Source organism: Roseivirga sp. AWQ4_251, assembly GCF_056158225.1.
In genome coordinates this window covers 1,696,757-1,716,592 of sequence record NZ_JBSWSW010000002.1, presented here as the reverse complement: position 1 = coordinate 1,716,592, position 19,836 = coordinate 1,696,757, and the positions used below count along the sequence as shown (strand labels likewise).

Here is a 19,836-nt window from a genome sequence, read left to right as displayed (position 1 = left end):
CCTCTTGTATAAAATATTTGAATGATAATTTTATTTCTAAGCAATTAAAATTAGCTTTTATAAAATCCTTCATTAAAAGTGAATCATAACCTTACTATCGTTCTAATTAAATCGCTAAATCATTTCAATGTTTTAGTAAAAAAAGAAACTCTAGAATCCAGAATTAGATCGCACCCCAACTACCCAACGCTTAAAAGCCTCTGTGATACGCTAGAGGAATTTGGCATAAGTACATACCCTGCAAAAGTTAAAACAGAGCAGCTTAAAGAAATTGACGGCTGTTTTATAGCCCACCTCAAAAATGGGAAAGAAGAAAACTGTGCATTCATTCTAAATATCAATAGTGAAAAAGTACAGTATTACAGTACCTCACAAAAAATTCAGACAATATCACGTGAGGGATTTGAAAAAACATTCACTGGTATTGTTGTACTCATAGAGAAATCACAAGACTTCACCCCTAAAAAATTCACATCTGAAAAAGACACAACCTCCTTTCTCTTATACTCTCTTACATTTTTATTCGCTCTAGCGTTCTTCTATCTATCCATAATTAATGCTTCAGTCATCTTTTCTTCTACTGAAAGGGCTAGCATTTTCATCACAAAGATTTTAGGGCTCGCCTTGACCTCTGTGTTAGTTTATAAAGACTGGACCTCGAATAAAGACTTCGCCTCGAAAGTCTGCAAAATGGGTAAGTCAGTAGACTGTGATTCTGTTTTAAGCAGCAAATACTCTCGGCTATATCAATGGATAAAATGGAGCGACATAGGCTTTATTTATTTCTCATCCACGCTCTTAGTCTTCTTAACAAAGCCTGAATCTATTTCAGAAATTAAAATTTTGGCCTTGATGGCCTTACCCTATCTATTCATATCTGTATATCAGCAAGCCGTCCTGATTAAAAAATGGTGTGTATTCTGTTTGACTACATTGGTTATCATATTAATAGAAGGAAGTATCGCCCTTCTTTTCTCTCCTTCCATTCCCTCATCAAACCTATTCACCACAACGCTTCCCTATATTCTGTTTTTCTCAATAGCTTATTTACTAGCTAAACAAGCTTGGTTAAACAAAATCAACCTAAAAGAAGAAGGCCTTAAACTTAGTAGGTTCAAAAGAAATCCTGACATTTTTAATTTACTGTGGCAAAAAGAAAAATCGATTCAAATTAACTATAGCCAATACGATATTTTGGTTGGCAATGTGTCCTTAGAAGCCGATACGCTTACCGTTTTTATCAGCCTCACCTGCTCTTATTGTAAGGAGAGCTTTCTTTCATTAAGACATATTATGGATGAACATCCAAGGCTGCGTATCCATGTAATTCCAGTGATGAGTCAAACAGACAATCAACAATTAGGTTTTATGAAATTACTCTCAGCCACTCTAAAAAACGCAGGCGATCAGGCAAGTTTCAATCTTTTAGAAGATTGGTATAAGCACAAATTCAAGCCCTCAAATGAAGATGGAAATCCTGAAAATTTAAGCCCCGAGGAAAAGGCATTTATAAGTACCAACTTTTTGAATTTAAGGCAAAATGGAATTGAGGGGCTTCCAGCCTATTTTATAAATCAAAAATCAATTCCTGAAGAATACAAATTGACAGAAGCTCTTGATCTTCATCCGCTTCCTAAGCTTTCAAAATTAACCCAACCCGAAATGATCATTTAATATATAGTACCGTGTTAACACACCTTAAACCAATTTTTAACAACTAAATTTTTAGAAAAATGAAAAAGATAGGAGAACCAATTTCAAATGAAACATTGCTTTCTGTTAAAGGAGGTAATATGGCTCTTGATGTTTCTTGCCAATGTCTTTATGGTGACCTTACAACCCAATGGTCTGGCGTATACAATACTGAGCAGTTCATGTGGGACGATGTAGTGTTCCATTGTGGGTACGTAGATGGGGGTACAAACCCTTATTACCCTAATGAGAACGTGGGTGAGGTACCAAACGGACATTGTGAACCTGCTAATTAACAATAATCAAAAAAACCAATAGTTCAAGTAACCCTCTTTCTTATTCTATTGAAAATAAAGAAATATTCTAGAGGGTTACTTTTATAACTCTATTAACATCAGAACACTCTTGAATATTTCTCTACCATTATTCTTTCTATTGGTTTCATGTTCGAGTAATTCTAACCAAAGAATCAATAATGACATTGAAGTACTACCCATATACCAAGCATTAACAAAAGAGGAAAGTATACCCGTTAGCTCCTTTGTTAGCAGTATTGAGTACATACCCTTGGAAAATTCTGAGGAGAGTGTTTTTAAGGGGTATCCTCAAGTTCATATTGTGAACGACAGCTTAATCCTGGTCAAGGCTTTTAAAAGAATTTCGTTGTATAGCAGGCTGACCGGAAAATACCTAAGAGAAATAGGAAATACCAGTAGAGACCCAGAGGGATATTTAACTTCACTAGGCTTTCTTGGATTAGATGCCACCCGTGAGTTTGTATATGCCAAAGGCTGGCGCAATGATATACTTCAATATTCCTTGTGGACCGGGAAAGTGGCCAACAAAATCCCTAGTCCCAATTGGGAAAGTCTTTCGGAAGAACCAGTTGCGAGTTTTGGCATTCTCAATGATACCTACGTGGTTGGTTTTGTACCCAACCATACCGGAAAGGGAAAAACAAGGCTTATTGCCTATGATTTTAATGGCGATTTGAAGAAGACATATAAGAATGAACTTACTTGTATAATTGACCCAAACAAGTATGTATCCAATACAAGAGAGGGGCTTTTCTATAATCTTAAAAACGACCTTTACTTTAAGGAATATTTCTCGGATACCATTTTTCAAGTAACCTTGGATACCCTACAGGCCAGATACGTTTTGGACTTAGGCAAATACAGCCCTCCCTATGAAAAGAGACAAGAAATATTAATAAAATCAATGTCGGAGTATATTTTCATGTTCTCCATTGCAGAAAGTGAGGATTTCCTTTTTTTCAGAATTGGCTTTCATGACCGTAATCATAGTGGCTATTTCAATAAAAAAACGGGGACGCTAAAAATAGCAAATAACAAAAAAGCCGAGTGGGATGGATTCAAAAATGACCTAGATGGTTTTGTCGACTTTATTCCCGAAAGGATAGACCATAAGGAACAAAAAGCAATAGGAATAGCATCTGGGGAACAAATTTACGACTGGTTTCAAAACAACCCCGATAAAATTTCCTCTTTGCCCAAAAATTTACAGAAACTTCAAAATATAGAACCAGAAGATAATCCAGTAGTGATGATTGCCACATTAAAGTAAAGAGACCCTCTTGAAATTCCCTTTTTACATACAATTGGATGCCATGGACTGCGACCCATCGTGCCTCAGAATGATAGCCAAATATTATGGCAAAGCCTTTACCCTAGAAAACTCCGGGAGCTCAGCTATATAACCAGAGAGGGCATTTCCATAATGGGCATTGCCATGCCGCTGAAGCCATTGGCGATTCATTATTTCGTAAGCACTAAATAATATGAATCAGCATCATTTTTCACTTTTATACATAGTTCGTCAGGAGCATGGAATTTTGTGAAATAGCCCAACAAAGTGCTTCTGAAGAAATCATGATTTTTTGCTCAATCAGCTTTTCAAGCCAAAAAAGAAAAACGACTTGAATATTAAATTCTAAAGAAAAAATGGTTAGTCAATTTTTAGTTCATATCTAACAATTAACTTATATGGTCTTTCCTTAGAGGAATCATTGTTATATAATACATATAGAGAGTTTAAACCATCTCCTCCTATGATTTGGCCTCTTAGGCTTGAGAAGCTTTCAAAATACTCTTCACCAGGCTGTGGGGTCAATTCATCCAACTGAAAGTCTTTCTTTAATATACTATTACCTTTTATCAAAAGATAATAAAATTTATAGCTCGATTGTCGCAATGTTGCCCAATACGCACTCTCTGAAGGCCCTCCAGAATTAACCAATTGATCGGCCTGAGTTTGTGAAATAGCACTGTTGTATCTTATTAATGTATAATCACCAACCTGTATCATATCCCGATAGGATGAGTTGATCAACGCCCCACCATTTCGCATCCAACTACTTTCCTTAACTTCAGGAGGTTCGTTACCGCTACTAAAGTAAAGAGGCTTCAAATCAATAGTATTCAAGAGACTTCCATCCTCTATTGAATATTGATAAACCTTGTGAACTTGGTTATATAATACATTCAAAACACCTCTTTTTCTATCAATTGTCATTCTCGGAACAACCCAGCCACTAATTTTATTGGGATCAACGGAAGCTATCTCGTGTGGAAGCCTGAATGACTTAATTATATGTTCATTAATATCATCACTTGACTCTAATAAGCCATTCAAGTCAAAAATCTTAAAGGAATTCAAATAATAATACAGGCTATCGAAGTGAGTAAATACTTCATTGGTCATTTTTGTATAACCCAAAGCCAGATTTCCGTTTTGAAAAGCACTTATATTATAAATAGGCTGCCCGAAAAAAGATCGTGAGTTCAACCCTTTCACTCTTTTCAACAGTTCACCACGAAAATCATAAGCAAAAAAACCGCTTTCAGAATAAACTCCAACCTTGCCACTATCAAGAAATAGGTTGCTCATAGACCATTTTCCATGACTATTTGGCCCCTCTTCTGTATTATTAAACTGCCCTATAATTTCACCTTCACTATTTACGATTATAAACCCCAACTTATTTCCACTTGACGCCCCCCCTGGAGGAAGCAATGCACTCGTAGCATCCGCTACGTCACCTAGCAAAAAAAGATTGTTCTCGGCATCATAATCAAAAGACCTTATTGTATTTAAAACGTCTACCCTAATTGAATCAATAGGAATAAGGATTACCTCACCGTTGGTTTGACTGCCTTCTTTATTCGAGCATCCAGTAACATATAGTAAAATAGTTGCCGTTAAAGTAAATTTTAACCAGAATAAATATTTTTCAAACTTCATATTTAATAATTCGAATTAATTTTAACATTACAATTAAATAAAAACATTTACTTTAATTCTTACAATTTCTTTCCCAAAAGAATAAATTGAAATTTCCTCATTACAAACAACTCGACACCATGGATTGCGGCCCCACCTGCTTAAGGATAGTCGCCAAATTCTATGGAAAATCCTTTAGCCTTGAAAAGCTACGTGAGCTAAGTTACATTACCCGAGAGGGCGTTTCTATGATGGGCATTAGCCATGCCGCTGAAGCTATAGGCTTACATACCCAAGGTGTTAAAATCAGCTACGAACAATTAAGAGATGAAGCCCCCTTGCCAGCTATTGTTCATTGGAATCAAAACCACTTTGTGGTTGTCTATAAAATCAAGAAAAGGGCAAACCAAAAAGATACCATCTATGTCTCCGACCCATCTCATGGATTAATTACCTACACCAAAGAGCAGTTCATCAAACATTGGAAAACAGTTTCGAATAACGAATCTGGCCAAGGGATTAGCCTACTACTAGAAACTACACCAGAATTCTATGAAGACAATCCGCACGAAAAGCGGAAACTCAAATTTGGGTATTTGCTAGGTTATTTACGGCCTTACAGAAAGTACATTCTTCAATTAATGCTTGGGCTGCTAACGGGTAGTTTAATTAGCCTTTTATTCCCTTATCTAACACAGTCTATTGTAGATGTAGGCATCAACAATAGGGATATCGGATTTGTTGTTCTAGTGCTAATTGCCCAGCTGATCTTAACCTTTGGACAAACTGCCAATGGCCTAATCAGAAGTTGGATATCGCTGCACGTGACAACGAGAGTAAGTATTTCACTGATTTCAAACTTTCTTTCCAAGTTAATGCGCCTACCCATCGCCTACTTTGATGTGAAAAAAATCGGAGACATCATGCAGCGTATTGGCGATCATAACCGAATTCAATCGTTCCTAACCAAGTCTTTAATCGACATCATATTTGCTGTTATTACTCTGGTGCTGTACAGCTTTATTATGGCTACATACGACCTTAGTATTTTGGGTGTATTTTACTTAGGGAGTGTATTATACATTGGTTGGATTCTCATTTTTTTAAAGAAAAGGCGCGACCTAGATTACAAAAGGTTTACAGAATCATCTTCTAACCAAAGTAATCTGGTTCAACTTGTTACTGGCATGCAAGAAATTAAACTGAACAATGCTGAAAAAAGAAAGCGTTGGGAATGGGAACGGATACAAGCCAGACTTTTCAAAGTAAGCGTAAGTGGACTCACGCTCAGCCAAAACCAACAAATAGGCTCTACTTTTATAGATCAAACCAAAAACATTTTTATCTCCTTCCTTTCAGTTCAAGCCGTTGTTAACGGAGAAATGACACTTGGGATGATGGTGGCCATACAATACATAATTGGCCAATTAAATGCACCCATTCAGCAATTTATAGGCTTTACGCAGGCAGCTCAAGATGCTAAAATTAGTTTAGAAAGGCTTTCGGAAATTCATGATAGAGAAGATGAAGAAAAACCTGAAGATGGCTTAATCAGGGACATCCCTTTAGCTTCTACTTTAGAAATAATAGATCTTACCTTTCAATATGAAGGACCAAATTCAGAAAAGGTGCTTGACAACATCAGTCTAAGCATTCCTTCAAAAAAGATAACAGCAATTGTAGGGGCCAGCGGCAGCGGAAAAACCACCCTAATAAAACTTCTCTTGGGCTTTTACAAACCCGTTAATGGGGAAATTCTTTTAAATAAAATACCGATTAGAAATTATAGCCCGAGCCAATGGCGCAAAGAATGTGGAGTGGTAATGCAAGATGGCTTTATTTTCTCCGACAGCATTGTGGAAAACATCAGCGTAATCGATGATAAACCGGATTGGGACAAAGTGAAAAAATCGGTTAAAACGGCCAATATTGGTGAGTTTATAGAGTCTCTTCCTCTCGGGTTTAACACCAAAATAGGTAACGATGGACACGGCTTAAGTTCTGGACAAAAACAGCGGATTTTAATTTCAAGGTCGGTTTATAAAGACCCTGGCTACCTGTTTTTTGATGAAGCCACCAATTCCTTAGATGCCAAAAATGAACGTGTCATTATGGAAAACTTAAACGAGTTTTTCCATGGCAGAACTGTAGTTATAGTGGCTCATAGGCTGAGTACAGTTAAAAATGCAGATCAAATCATTGTGCTAGATAAAGGTAAAATTGCTGAAAAAGGCACTCACGAAGACCTGGTAAAAGCGAAAGGCGCGTATTTCGAACTAGTTAGAAATCAATTAGAATTAGGTGATTAAACAAGCAGGGAAATGCCAAGAATTGATTTAGAACAAAATCATAGCGAAGAGGTACAGGAAATTATGGGGCATATTCCCCATTGGATCATTCGTTGGGGAATTACACTTTTATTTACCACCATTTTTGGAATACTTGTAGCCAGTTATTTTTTCAAATATCCTGTAATTGTAGAAGCTCCACTACTCATTACTACTTTGAATTCTCCTGCGCCCATAATTTCCAGGGAAGGGGGTAGAATTGAAACCTGGATAAAGAAAGACAAAGATGAAGTCAAACAAGGCGAACCTATCGTAATTTTTGAAGCAGAGGCCAGCCTTGAAGACGTAAATACACTGGAAACATGGCTCAACAGCTTAACACCATCCAACAATGAAATAACAAATGCTGTTACTCCAGAAGGCCTCAGTCTAGGTTCATTGAAAGAAGCCCTCTTTCAGTTTCAGAAAACACTCTTCGAAACCAAACAGTATTTGACTCACAACACCTTTGAACAAGACTACAATTTCATTTTAAAGGAAATTGAGAAAAAGCAAGAGTTCTATGAACAAATGAAGGAACACCGAAAGGTAAAAGAAAAGGAATTCAGCATGTTAGAAGAGAAATACTTGAGGGATTCCACTTATTACCACAAAGGCGGTTATGGAATTAGCAAAATGGATTATGACGGAGCCGTTTTAACCTTTCTGCAACAAAAAGCTTCACATATTCAATACACGGCATCGTTTAACGAAAACGAAGTTGCCATACTCAACCTCAAACAAAAATTGGATGAAAGAGAAGCGGCACATTACCAAAAACTCACAGAACTAAGAACGAACGTAGCGGATCAAAAAAGAAACCTACTACGATCGATTGAAGACTGGAAAAGTCGTTATATTCTTACTGCACCAATCTCTGGTCAGCTAACACAAACTGAATTTTGGAGCAGCAAGCAAACCGTAGCTCCTGGTCAAGCGCTAGCTACCGTGGTTCCCAATGAAAAAACTGAGATTATTTGTAGAGCCACCATTGACGGAGCCGCATTGGGAAAAGTTGAAATTGGTCAAAAGGTGAATATTAAGCTTTCCGGTTTTCCCTATTTGGAATATGGATATTTGATCGGCCATATCAGTTCAATTTCGCTTGTTCCTGTTGAGCAAAAGTACATTGCACAAATAAGTTTGGAGAACGGAATGAACTCTACTTATGAACAACCTTTAAAGTTTATTCAGGAAATGAACGGAACTGCAGAAATAATCACTGAAGATTCGCGACTACTTTTTAAGCTAGTGGGTTCTTTAGAACAGTACCTTAAATAATTTATGAACAACTTGTTCAATCCAACTTTAGCGAATAGTCGTTCATTGCTTATAAAACCATTTTGAGATTGTAACATATCAAATTCAACGAAATCAAAAGTGATTGAAATACACTTTTCGCTGCTCATTCGACTCAAGAAAATTCAGTGCTCGGAGACAAAAACACACAACACATTCTAATGAGAACCAAGCACATCTACTTTTTAATATTTCTGTCAATCAGTTTAAAACTGACAGCTCAGGAGACGCCCAATTTTGAGCATTATAAACTAGCCCTTAGCTCAAAAAAAGTTAAACCTGCTGAAATTATAGATCATGTTGAAATCATTGGCTTAGAAGAAACCGAAAACTCGCTTATCTCCGAAGCCACTGTTTTTGTAGAATTACCACAGGGACTGGCCGTAGTGGATAAATACCAGAAAAAAATCTTCATATTCAACAGTAAAGGAGGGCATATTTCCACTATAAGCCGCCAAGGAAATGGCCCAACCTACTATTCAGGCGTCAACAGTGTTTGGCTAAAAAATAATACGATTGAAGTATTTAGCCAAGATCAAAGAAAACTGCTAAGGTTTGACTTAAACGGGGAATATCTGAATGAAAAAAAGGTAAGCATTGATAAGACGATTCGTTTAGGTGAAATGTCCATGCTAGATGACGGGTATGTCATTAGCACTTCTGAAAATATTTTCCCCAATGGAAGAGCCAAAGCAGCCGGCTACTCTCTCCTCATTTTAGATCAGAACTTGAAGGTGGTAGATCAAAAGCTGAAAAGTAATTACGTGCCCCCATTCCCACATGGCATATCTTCAGAGCTGATCAAAGAAGACAATTTCATTCTCTTCAAGAAAAAACTGAAAGACACGCTGTACTATGTCGCAAAAGATAGGGTTACACCTTACCTCCATTTAGATTTTAATGAAAATTGGGCCTGGGGCAGCAAAGACAAAAAATTAACTTTAAACGAGGCATTTTCCATAATGCAAAAAGGAACAAAAGTTTATGAACTGTTCCCTTTAATTTCTTCAAAAATGATTGCCATTGAATACTGGATCAATAGAAAACACAGAGAATTCGGCCTTCTAAATAGAAACACAAAGGAATTTTCAACATTAAAGGAAAGTGCAGAAGGCTTATGGTTCAGAGCACGTCAATGGCAAGGAGATAGATTGGTAGCTTTTATGCAAAGCTACAAGCTCGAAGCCTTTTTAGAAAGTTTAGAAAGTAGTCAATGGTCGGTAAAAGGCGATTATAACTTAGAAGAAATCCTCTCTTCAGAGAACCCGGTGATACTCAAAATCAAATTCAAGGAATAAACTATTACTGTGGTTCAACCATAAAAAAAGCATCGAGGAATCCCGATGCTTTACATATTCTTTGTGGAAAATAAGCTTAGTGTCTGTCGTCAGTATCTACGGCTCCATCTACAATATTGATGGTTCTTTTGCCATAAGCAGCGTTTTCTCTAGAGTGTGTTACCTGAACAATCGTCATTCCTTCTTGATTCAACTTTTGGAACAACTTCATAATTTCTTCTGCCTGATCGGAGTGCAAGTTTCCGGTAGGCTCATCGGCCAAAAGTAACTTAGGCTGGCCAATCAAAGCTCTGGCCACACCAACCAACTGTTGCTGTCCTCCTGAAAGTTGTTCTGGGAACAGATCCTTCTTGGCTACCATTTGAAACCTATCCAGCATTTCTGCCACCAAACTCTTTCTTTCAGAAGATTTTACACCTTTATATAAAAGTGGCGTTTCAATATTTTCATAAACTGTAAGCTCGTCAATCAAATGGTAAGCCTGAAATACAAAGCCAATATGATGTTTGTGAAGCTCTGAGCGCTTTCTTTCCTTCATTCGGTGAATGGGTTCGTCAAAAAAGTAATATTCACCTTGCGAAGGCTCGTCCAACATACCGATGATGTTCATCAAAGTGGATTTTCCGGCTCCACTTGGCCCCATAATCGTTACAAATTCGCCCTGCTCAATTTCTAAATCGATGCCTTTCAGTATGAAGGTTCTCTGATATTTTGAATCGACATACTTATCGATATCGTGTAGCTTTATCATGCGTAAAAATTTAATTTTTGACCTCTCAGCAGTTACCAATTAACATGCCAAGGACTAAGTTATTCATACAAAGCAGTTAAGCAAAATTTCGCCCTTAAATAATGTTCGATAACGTTCACCTTAGTTCGATTATGAGACGTTCTTCAGACTGATTTAAAAAGTATAGAAAGTCTGCTGCTCTTCTGGCGGAAACATCAACATGGCACAGACAAAGGCAATGATTGAGAGCACAAAGCCAATCATAAAAGTGGTATAAGCTAACCTCAAAAGCTTATATTTTTTCTCCAGTACAACCCCTAAAAAATAAATATCCTTAATCATGCTGCCATAGAGGTATTCTCCATCTTTCATCATTTCCTTCATACCCCATTCGTAGCGATCGAATTTCATTTTGTGGAAATTTCCGAAGAAAAGGAGATTGGTTTTTTTGTTAAGCACTTCATCATCAGTGAACATACCTGATGAAACATTTGGCCTTGTAGCCAAAATAGAAAGCACAATAGTGGTTAAGCAAACCACCACCAACATTACCGTAGGAATCACCAAATTGGGGTACTCGTAAAGCTTTCTGATTAGCACTGAAACCACCACGGAAATAATAATAGTGTTCACGGAGATCATAATGTTAGCCTTATTATCGGCCATAGAGCTCAATTCCAAATGGTTTTTAGAAGTGGTTCGAAACATGGTTTCTATGCCTCTATCGGGCTTTAAACTCAATTTAGATTCAAGTTTCGAAACTTTAGCTTCCAGTTCCTTTACATATTTGTCATCCTTATTATCGGATTTGCTTTTCTTTTTTATGGCCTTCAGGTTTTGCTTTTTAATAGGTTCCAGATAGGTTTTGGCGTAATCCGTAAAAAACTCATGGTCTTTGAAGAAGTTGTAATTCATACGATTCCAATCATCTTCATTGATTTTATAGCCCTTGATATGTTCCACTTCGGCATGCATTTTAGCCGACATTGTTGGGTAATCATCGCAAGCTAAATGATGCAAATCTGCATCGCATAAAACTTCTTCGAGCAAATTCTGAGGTTTCTGTGGCATTTGCGTAGCCATAATGCATCCTAAAACTTTTTCAATTTTAGCTTCTGGATACTGTGCTTCTTCTAGAAATTTTTTGGCCAGTTCAGCACTCGATTTTTCATGCTGAAGGCAACCCGCACTATAGCCGGTGTCATGAAACCAGGCTGCAATTAAAACCACCTCTAAATCTTCATCGCTTAAGCCGCTTTTCTCGCCAATGGTTTCCGCAGCTTTTACCACTCTGCTGGTATGATACTGATTGTGATAAACAAAATTGGAAGGAATCTTACTTTTCAGAATCTCTTCTGTGTATTCCTTTACTTTGTCCAAAACCGTTATTTGTTCTATCATTGCTTAAATATAATTGGCTCAGCTTAAATTACATAGGCCGAAAATTATCTGAGCGAAATCAATTTGTCTCTTATTTTGTTACGTAAGCATGTCACTAACGCGTTTTTTCTTACAAATTATATTATTCATTTCTATTATTTCACCAGCATTGGCCCAATCCAAAGAGGAATTCCCTTACGACCTGAAAAATCCTGATGATGTGTTTTACATGCCCTCTTCTCTAGAAGAAATTTCAGGCCTTACCTACTACGCTCCAAACCAACTTGCTGCTCTTAATGATGAGCACGGACGTGTTTACGTATATGACATTCAGCAGAAAAAAATCGTTCACCGAATCAGATTTGAAGGAAATGGCGATTTTGAAGGCATCGAATTGGTTGGTGCAGACATGTACGCGATTAAAAGCAATGGCAAAATGTACAAATTCAACATCAACATTGAAGGTGTGGTGGGAACTATCGATTCTCCTTTTGATTCAGACAACAATGTTGAAGGTTTGGGCTACGACAAAGCACATCACCGACTTTTAATTGCTTTGAAAGATGAAGGCGATGTGGGCAAAGTAAAAGTGAAAGGAAAAGCTGTTTATGCCTATGATTTGGCTACTGAGAAATTCTCAAAAACGCCTGTGGTTACCTTAAGAGATTCGGATTTAGAACGGGTTTTAGGTTCAGACAGCAAGAAATTTAGACCATCGGGAGTAGCGGTTCATCCCATCACCGGAGATATTTATCTGCTAGCTTCTGTTGGTCGTGCTTTAGTAGTTTTCGATAACGAAGGAAAACCGAAAAACCTTTCAAGATTAAAAAGCAGTATTTTTCCACAGCCAGAAGGGATTACCTTTTCGCCTGACGGAGAACTGTTTATCGCCAATGAAATAGACGGAAATGGCGGTACTATTGTAAGGTTTAAAATGAAATAATTCGGTATTTTATCTCTTTGGCCTTACTTTGAATTTTTTTGATTTGAGACATGTTCCAAATCCAATCGTGTAAAAAGTGTCTATGAAGAAAATTTACCTGATCCTCTCTTTTATTTTTTTGGTCAGTAACGCCCAAGCTTTTCAAGCCGAAGAAAAACCTATATACTCGGTATTTCTGGTGGGAGATGCTGGTGAACCTATTGAAAATCCCGTGCTCACTCTACTAAAAAGCGAGCTAGACAAAGCCGGCAAAAATGGAGCAGTATTGTTTTTAGGAGACAACATTTATCCTAAAGGCTTGCCTCCTGTAGGCCATAAACTCAGGGACGATTCAGAAAAAGCAATTGATGGACAAATTGAAGCCGCAAAAGATTTTCTAGGCACTAAAATTTTTGTTCCAGGAAATCACGATTGGGCACAAGGCAAGCTTTATGGCTACGACTGGTTACTGAGGCAAGAAAAGTACGTAGAAGACAGATTAGACAGTCAAAATTTCTGGCTCCCAAGCCGAGGCTGCCCTGGCCCAGTAGAAGTTGATTTGAATGAAAAAATGACCTTGGTGATAGTTGATGTGCAATGGTTCTTGCACAGAGGCGTAAAACCAGGAGAAGGCTCAGATTGTGACGCCATTACTAAAGCAGATGTTTTTTCACAGTTTCAAGATGTTCTCTTAAGAAACATCCATAAAAAGGTGATTGTAGCAACGCACCACCCAATGTACACTTACGGAATTCATGGAGGCGTTTTTCGCTTTAAAGACCACATCTTCCCGTTTACGGCCATGAAAAAAACGCATTCGCTTTATTTGCCTATGCCGGTGATTGGTTCTATTTACCCGCTTTATCGCAAGTGGTTCGGCAATATTCAAGACATTGCCCACCCTAAATACAAAGAAGTTCAAGAAGCTATGGTTGCTCTGATGAAACAGCACCCAGATTTGATTCATGTAGCTGGCCATGAGCATGCCTTGGAGTACATTAAAAAAGATGGCAGAAATTATATTGTAAGCGGAGCTGGCTCGAAGAACAACGCTCACGTAAAACAAAAAGGCGATGCTGTTTTCGCCACCAACACCATGGGCTTTGCCCGTTTGGACTATTACGCCAACGGAGAAACCAAGCTGACTTTTGTTTCACCAGAAAACAATGAACCCAAAACGCTTTATTCGGCCATCATTGCCGACAAACCTTTTCAGCCTTCTCCTAAAGATTTAATGGCTGAATACTCCAAAATTTCTTTCAAAGACAAAGACACCGTTTTTGCTGCCAGCAAGCAATACTTCGAGCGTAGTAAACTCCACCTGAAATTGTTTGGTAATAACTATAGAAAAGAATGGGCTGCTGATGTAAAAGTGCCTGTTTTCGACTTGGGAAGTATAAAAGGGGGCTTAAAAATTCTACAAAGAGGAGGAGGCCACCAAACCATTTCGTTACGCTTAGAAGGCAAGGATGGAAAGCAGTATGTTTTGCGCTCCATGGATAAAAACCCAGCGCTCACACTTCCTCCCGAATTGCGCGAAACCTTTATTAAGTCCATTGTGCAAGATGGAATTTCGGCCTCGCACCCTTATGCTCCGTTCGTGATTCCCACATTGGCCGAAGCTGCCGGTATTTTCCATACCAATCCTCAGGCTTTTTATATTCCTGACGATCCTCGTTTTGGCATTTACCGAAAGGATTTTGCAAACACTATGGCTCTTTTTGAAGAAAGGGCCAATAAAGAAAACATCAAAGAACCGTTTTTTGGCAATGGAGACGATGTAGAGTCAAGCCCTGATTTGTACGAAACCTTAAGAAAGGACAACGACAATCATGTAGACCAGATTTTTGTAGCCAGAAACCGTCTCTTTGATTTCTGGCTAGGTGATTGGGATCGTCATGACGACCAATGGCGCTGGATCGAATACAATAAAAAAGACGATGAAAAGCTATTTAAACCTATTCCTCGCGACCGTGACGTAGCGTTTTTTGCAGGAGAAGGACTATTCAAAAAAGTAGCCTCTTCTAAATGGGCTCAGCCTGCCCTTCGTGGCTTTCATGATGATATCGATCTGATGATAAGTTTGGGATCGTACCGAATTCGCTACTTCGATCGTATTTTTATGACGGGCGTTTCTCTGGAAGAATGGCTTCAGCAAGCCAAAGAATTGAAAGCCGCATTAACGGATGAGTTGATTGAAAAGGCAATTCATCAATGGCCGGAACAAATCTTCGAATTACACGGGGAAGAAATTATCAGAAAACTCAAAAACCGAAGAGACAATCTTGAAAAATACGCTGAGCAATATTACCTGATCATCTCAAAACAGGTGGATGTTTTAGCAAGCGACAAACGAGAACTGTTCGAAATCAACAGGCTGGATGACGAGCACACGAAAGTCACCATTCATAAAATTTCGAAGAAGGGAAAGCTAGATAAAATCATTTACGATAGAACTTTCAAAACTTCGGAAACGGAAGAAATCAGACTTTTCGGCTTTGGTGATGACGACAGATTCGAGCTTAAGGGCGAGGTAGACAAAGGCATAAAAATCCGCATTATTGCTGGCGAAGGAAACGACACCATTGTTGACAACAGCAAGGTGAAAGGTTGGAGCAAAAAAACACTGGTTTACGATTATGCAACGGGAACTTCTCTAACCAAAAGCTCTGAAACCAAAGATTTAACCACCGATCATGACTTAGATATCAACAGATATAACCGAGAGGAATTTGACTACGATTTGGTGGCTCCATTAGCTTCTTTCAACTACAATCCAGATGATGGAGTTTTTCTTGGTGGAGGAGTTCTGATCAAGAAAGATGGGTTTAGAAAAGAACCTTACGGATCGAAACAAGTGATTCAAGCGAATTATGCGATGGCCACTTCGAGCTACAATCTTTCTTACGATCTTAAGCTAACCGACATTTATGGAAAAACAGATTTTTCACTTGTGGCCGATGCTCGCGTACCGAATTTTGTCAACAACTTCTTCGGTTTGGGTAATAAAAGTGAGCTAAATAAAGATTTAGATAGAACGTACTACCGCGCCAGATTCGAAGAATTTATCGTAAAACCAACTCTGCAGGTTCCATTTACAGAATTCGGATATCTTGAATTTGGCCCACATTTCCGAAGCGTGGAAGTAGAAGATAGCAACGACCGTTTTATCACGAGTTTCGCGGCAAGCAGTGGCCAAGGCGAAAATTTCTTCGAGCGTAAATTCTACACGGGTGGCCTTATCGGGATACACATTGACGGAACCAGAAATGCTTTAATTCCAACCAAAGGAGCTGTATTTAACTTGAATTACCAATATAGTGGCGGAATTGGGGAATATTCTAAAAACAGTAGTCAGCTGAATACAGACTTCACTTTCCATTGGAGCTTTACAGAATCTTCGCGAACAACTTTTGCCACAAGAATGGGCTATCAAAAAAGTTTTGGTGATTTTGAGTTCTTCCAAGCAGCCAGACTAGACGGTTTCAGCACTTTAAGAGGTTATAGAAGATTTAGATTTTATGGAGAAAGCAGCATGTATCACCAATTCGATTTGAGAATAAAGTTATTTGATTGGAGATCGTACCTTTTGCCTTCTCAGGTTGGTTTGATTCTGTTTAACGACTTAGGAATGGTTTGGGTAGATGGCGAAAAATCTAACAAAATTCACCATGGATATGGCGGAGGTGTTTTCATTACACCTTTCAATTTTGCTGCTATCAATGTTTTGGTTGCTGCTTCCGAAGAAGGCGTTGTTCCCCTGATTAAATTCGGCTTCTACTTCTAAAAGAGAAACTATAAAAAGAGGCTGCCTCAAACTGTTCAGAAATCAGTTTTAGAGACAGCCTCTTTTATTTTGTATAGTCTAATTTTCTTCGGGCAAATCTATCACAAAAGTGGTTCCTTGATTTACCTCGCTATGGAATGAAACTGTTCCGCCATGCATTTCCACAAACTGCTTTACAATAATCAATCCTAGGCCGGTTCCTTCAATATCACCAACGTTGCTGGCTCGCGAGAAAGATTCAAAAAGACCTTTTTGATCCTTCTCTGGAATACCAATTCCAAAATCTCTTACTTCAACTCTAACTCCAATTTTATAGTAAATGATGGTTACTTCAGGGTCGCGTTTATCGGGCGAATATTTCAAAGCATTATTCACCAAATTGGAGATCGCATGGCTCATAAGCTGACTATCCAAATTGACCTGCCTTTCTTCGCCTTGAATATGAATTTTTACATTTCTTGACTGATGCTGAACTGAATTTTCGAGCACCACTTGTTTTACTATACCTGCCAAAGAAGTGATTTCTGGCTTCAGTTTGGTTTTGCCAACATCGAGCCTGCCAAGCGTGAAAACATCTTTCAATAACGAGTTCATTCGCTCCAATTCAGTACGAATTCGCCCCACGTGCTTCTTCAGTTTTGGATTTGAATCTGAGTCACTTTCCAAATACATATTGATCAGCTCGTTACTCGATTGAATCGTAGTAAGCGGAGTTCTAAATTCGTGAGAAGCCATGGAAATAAAGCTAGATTTCAACTTGCTCAGTTGGCGTTCCTTTTCCAAAGCCTTAATTCTCTCGGAAATATCTCGGGTTGAAGATTGTAAGTAGAGGAATTTACCTTTCGGGTCTACAATAGCAGTGTAAGACGATTCAACCCAAACGTATTCAAGTTCTTCCGACTGAATTCGGTAAGTCACTTTGATGTTCTTACTCTGATCTTTGATCGTTTGATCGATCACCGACTTCACAAAAGGTTTTTCACTGCTGTGAATCAAGCTTTCAAACTTGGTGCCCAACAAATTGTCTGGGCTATAGCCCAAAAGCCCTTTGCATGAAGGCGAAATAAACGAAATCACCCCATTCACATCTTGCAGGGCAATCACATCACCAGAATTTTCTGAAACCAGTTTGTATTGCTGCTCTTTTTCCTTCAGTTTTTGTTTGGTAACAATTTGATCGGTGACATCCCTTTTGTTCGATCTCAGATAAAGCACCTCATTCTGATCGTCTAGAATTACCCCAATTTGGCATTCTACCCAACGCCAATTGCCATCACGATTCTTGAAACGGAAAGTCAATCGCTCATCTCTTTTTTTATTGCTTACGATATCCGTAATGTGCCTTTCAAGCTCAGGCATATCATCTGGATGAATAAAATCTATGACAACCTTACCGATCATTTCATCAATTTCGTAACCCAGCGTTTCCTTAACAGAAGGCGAAACGAAATCGTATTTCCCCGAAAGGTCGATGAGAGAAACTACATCGTGAGAATTTTCTGTAATCAGTTTATAGCGTTCTTGGCTCTCGCAAAGCTTTTGAGCGGCTTCAATTCTTTCGGTTACATCGCGGGTTGAAGTGAGTAGGTATTGAGGTTCTCCTTCGTTGTCCAGAATCAAACCTCCACGAGTTTCAAGCCATACATCATGGCCCTTTTTATGTTTTGCTTTAAAAGTTACGCTTCCAGTTCTCTTCTTGCGCTGAATCACTTCGAGCATGGTTTCAGAAACACGTATCAGGTGATCTTTCTCCATAAATTCTCTCATGCGCAATTCCGCCAATTCACCGGCTTCATACCCCAAAACTTCGCTACAGGCGGGGCTCACAAATACGAAAGTACCGTCTGGCGTTTGCAGGCAAATACAATCGCTGGAATACTCGGAAATCAGTTTGTATTTGAATTCACTTTCGCGAAGCTTGGATTGAGCTTGTTTTAACGAAGTGATGTTAGACAATGAGCCTACAATTCTTTTCGGGTCGCCACCAGAACGGTACAGGATTTTGGCCTTGATAAAAACCCAAATCACCCGATCGTTTGCACCCAAAAAGCGGGCTTCCATTTCAAGTTCTTCTTCTTGTGCCTCAAATTTGTCATGAATAGTCTGAATGAAATCCATTCGATCTTCTTCATGAATAAACTTGGCCAATAAATTTTCATCAAGCGGGTTTTCCGAGGTAAGCAAACCCATGGTATCCCAAAACTGGGGAGATAAGTAAGAGGTTCGCTTTTTGAAATCGTACTCCCAGATTACATCATTGGTTCCTTCAACAGCAAGTTGATAGCGATCATTACTCTGTTTCAGCTCCCTTTCCAGAGATTTTCGAACGGTGATATCTTGAAGAATGGTGATATAGCAAGCCTCATTTTGAAAGTCTAGCGGCTTGGTAGATGCGCTTACCCAAAATGATTCGCCTTTGCTATTGGTGAGCATAAGTTCATGATTCTGAACCATTCCATTTTTCACCAATCCGTCCAAGTAAGATCTTCTGCCTTCAAAATTTTGGTAAAAATGAATAAGCTTGTTCCCTAAAAACTCGCTCGGTTTCATTCCATAAACCCGGAAAAGTACTTCGTTAGCGAAAATGACTTTTCCCGAATCCTGAGTAGAAATAAAAACAGGATCGGGCAATGAATCTACAATGCTTTTAAGGCGCTGCTGGCTCAGTTCCAAATTTCTTCGAGACCTGCGCACATCATCAATATCGATGGTTACCACATCCATGCGCATGGGCTTATCGTCTTGATAAAGCACATTCACACAATCCCTCACATACCGATAAGTATCATCTCCTCGCAACACCTGATAAGCGTAGCTTCCTTTTCCAGAATTGAAGGCATTCACCAACTCATCCATGATACGTTCTTGATCATCGGGATGAATAAAAGTTTGCCACTCATCTATGGTTTCGGGAGCTCTTTTAAAAGTACCATTTGGCACTCTGGCCAACGGATCGTTTAAATAGATAATTTTATATGGTTCTACGGAAAGATCTACACTCCAAATAACTTCTGAAAGATTGTTAATCACAGACTTATAATTGACCGAATTCGCATTTGAATCTGGTATTTCGTCTGTGGGACCCTCTAAAACGTTTTGCATAACAACTATGGCCTCTATGAATTAATTTGTCTAATTTTAAGATAGTATTTTCCCGT

At 38.6% G+C, this 19,836-nt stretch carries 13 protein-coding genes; 9 read left to right on the top strand and 4 right to left on the bottom strand.

Features of this window, described 5'->3' with window-relative positions; genetic code table 11:
- Positions 1 to 78 precede the first annotated feature (78 nt).
- The 4 genes from ACXACJ_RS21395 to ACXACJ_RS21380 all read left to right on the top strand — a co-directional run bounded on the left by ACXACJ_RS21395 (position 79) and on the right by ACXACJ_RS21380 (position 3,412).
- A complete protein-coding gene (locus ACXACJ_RS21395; RefSeq protein ID WP_475136472.1) occupies positions 79 to 1,674 on the top strand; it encodes a vitamin K epoxide reductase family protein in 1,596 nt (531 codons plus the stop codon).
- 59 nt (positions 1,675 to 1,733) lie between these two features.
- A complete protein-coding gene (locus ACXACJ_RS21390; RefSeq protein WP_475136471.1) occupies positions 1,734 to 1,988 on the top strand; it encodes a hypothetical protein in 255 nt (84 codons plus the stop codon).
- 109 nt (positions 1,989 to 2,097) lie between these two features.
- Positions 2,098 to 3,279 carry a 6-bladed beta-propeller gene (locus tag ACXACJ_RS21385; RefSeq protein ID WP_475136470.1) on the top strand — a complete coding sequence of 394 codons (1,182 nt, stop codon included), beginning with the start codon at positions 2,098 to 2,100 and terminating at the stop codon, positions 3,277 to 3,279.
- A gap of 43 nt (positions 3,280 to 3,322) precedes the next feature.
- Positions 3,323 to 3,412, top strand: coding sequence for a hypothetical protein (locus tag ACXACJ_RS21380; RefSeq protein ID WP_475136801.1), 90 nt, complete (start codon positions 3,323 to 3,325; stop codon positions 3,410 to 3,412).
- Between the two features lie 248 nt (positions 3,413 to 3,660).
- On the opposite strand, the gene ACXACJ_RS21375 is transcribed toward ACXACJ_RS21380, so the two are convergent.
- Positions 3,661 to 4,956: a hypothetical protein gene (locus ACXACJ_RS21375; protein WP_475136469.1), complete on the bottom strand. Its 1,296-nt coding sequence runs from the start codon at positions 4,954 to 4,956 to the stop codon at positions 3,661 to 3,663.
- An 86-nt stretch (positions 4,957 to 5,042) separates the two neighbouring features.
- Between ACXACJ_RS21375 and ACXACJ_RS21370 the strand changes: the two genes are divergently transcribed.
- From ACXACJ_RS21370 to ACXACJ_RS21360, 3 genes are all read left to right on the top strand, one after another.
- A complete protein-coding gene (locus ACXACJ_RS21370) occupies positions 5,043 to 7,244 on the top strand; it encodes a peptidase domain-containing ABC transporter (protein WP_475136468.1) in 2,202 nt (733 codons plus the stop codon).
- 12 nt (positions 7,245 to 7,256) lie between these two features.
- The gene (locus tag ACXACJ_RS21365) at positions 7,257 to 8,543 is read left to right on the top strand and encodes a hypothetical protein (RefSeq protein WP_475136467.1); all 1,287 of its coding nucleotides are present in this window, start codon (positions 7,257 to 7,259) and stop codon (positions 8,541 to 8,543) included.
- A 179-nt stretch (positions 8,544 to 8,722) separates the two neighbouring features.
- Complete coding sequence (locus ACXACJ_RS21360) at positions 8,723 to 9,859, top strand: 6-bladed beta-propeller (RefSeq protein ID WP_475136465.1); 1,137 nt, start codon at positions 8,723 to 8,725, stop codon at positions 9,857 to 9,859.
- Between the two features lie 76 nt (positions 9,860 to 9,935).
- On the opposite strand, the gene ACXACJ_RS21355 is transcribed toward ACXACJ_RS21360, so the two are convergent.
- Positions 9,936 to 10,610 (bottom strand): ABC transporter ATP-binding protein, encoded by a 675-nt coding sequence (locus ACXACJ_RS21355; protein ID WP_475136464.1) that lies wholly within the window; start codon positions 10,608 to 10,610, stop codon positions 9,936 to 9,938.
- A gap of 153 nt (positions 10,611 to 10,763) precedes the next feature.
- Positions 10,764 to 11,990, bottom strand: a complete 1,227-nt coding sequence (locus ACXACJ_RS21350; protein WP_475136463.1) for a Pycsar system effector family protein — start codon at positions 11,988 to 11,990, stop codon at positions 10,764 to 10,766.
- An 88-nt stretch (positions 11,991 to 12,078) separates the two neighbouring features.
- Here ACXACJ_RS21350 and ACXACJ_RS21345 point away from each other — a divergent pair, with 88 nt between their 5' ends.
- Positions 12,079 to 12,912 (top strand): SdiA-regulated domain-containing protein, encoded by an 834-nt coding sequence (locus ACXACJ_RS21345; RefSeq protein ID WP_475136462.1) that lies wholly within the window; start codon positions 12,079 to 12,081, stop codon positions 12,910 to 12,912.
- A gap of 82 nt (positions 12,913 to 12,994) precedes the next feature.
- Positions 12,995 to 16,678 (top strand): BamA/TamA family outer membrane protein, encoded by a 3,684-nt coding sequence (locus tag ACXACJ_RS21340; RefSeq protein ID WP_475136461.1) that lies wholly within the window; start codon positions 12,995 to 12,997, stop codon positions 16,676 to 16,678.
- Between the two features lie 78 nt (positions 16,679 to 16,756).
- Here the strand turns inward: ACXACJ_RS21340 and ACXACJ_RS21335 are convergent, their stop codons facing one another.
- The gene (locus ACXACJ_RS21335) at positions 16,757 to 19,780 is read right to left on the bottom strand and encodes a PAS domain-containing protein (RefSeq protein ID WP_475136460.1); all 3,024 of its coding nucleotides are present in this window, start codon (positions 19,778 to 19,780) and stop codon (positions 16,757 to 16,759) included.
- Positions 19,781 to 19,836: the final 56 nt, after the last annotated feature.

Excerpts from the sequence above, each read along its gene's own strand:
- ACXACJ_RS21390 (WP_475136471.1), top strand. The coding sequence starts at position 1,734 with ATGAAAAAGATAGGAGAACCAATTTCAAATGAAACATTGCTTTCTGTT.
- ACXACJ_RS21380 (WP_475136801.1), top strand. The coding sequence starts at position 3,323 with ATGGACTGCGACCCATCGTGCCTCAGAATGATAGCCAAATATTATGGC.
- ACXACJ_RS21375 (WP_475136469.1), bottom strand. The coding sequence starts at position 4,956 with ATGAAGTTTGAAAAATATTTATTCTGGTTAAAATTTACTTTAACGGCA.
- ACXACJ_RS21365 (WP_475136467.1), top strand. The coding sequence starts at position 7,257 with ATGCCAAGAATTGATTTAGAACAAAATCATAGCGAAGAGGTACAGGAA.
- ACXACJ_RS21360 (WP_475136465.1), top strand. The coding sequence starts at position 8,723 with ATGAGAACCAAGCACATCTACTTTTTAATATTTCTGTCAATCAGTTTA.
- ACXACJ_RS21355 (WP_475136464.1), bottom strand. The coding sequence starts at position 10,610 with ATGATAAAGCTACACGATATCGATAAGTATGTCGATTCAAAATATCAG.
- ACXACJ_RS21350 (WP_475136463.1), bottom strand. The coding sequence starts at position 11,990 with ATGATAGAACAAATAACGGTTTTGGACAAAGTAAAGGAATACACAGAA.
- ACXACJ_RS21345 (WP_475136462.1), top strand. The coding sequence starts at position 12,079 with ATGTCACTAACGCGTTTTTTCTTACAAATTATATTATTCATTTCTATT.
- ACXACJ_RS21340 (WP_475136461.1), top strand. The coding sequence starts at position 12,995 with ATGAAGAAAATTTACCTGATCCTCTCTTTTATTTTTTTGGTCAGTAAC.
- ACXACJ_RS21335 (WP_475136460.1), bottom strand. The coding sequence starts at position 19,780 with ATGCAAAACGTTTTAGAGGGTCCCACAGACGAAATACCAGATTCAAAT.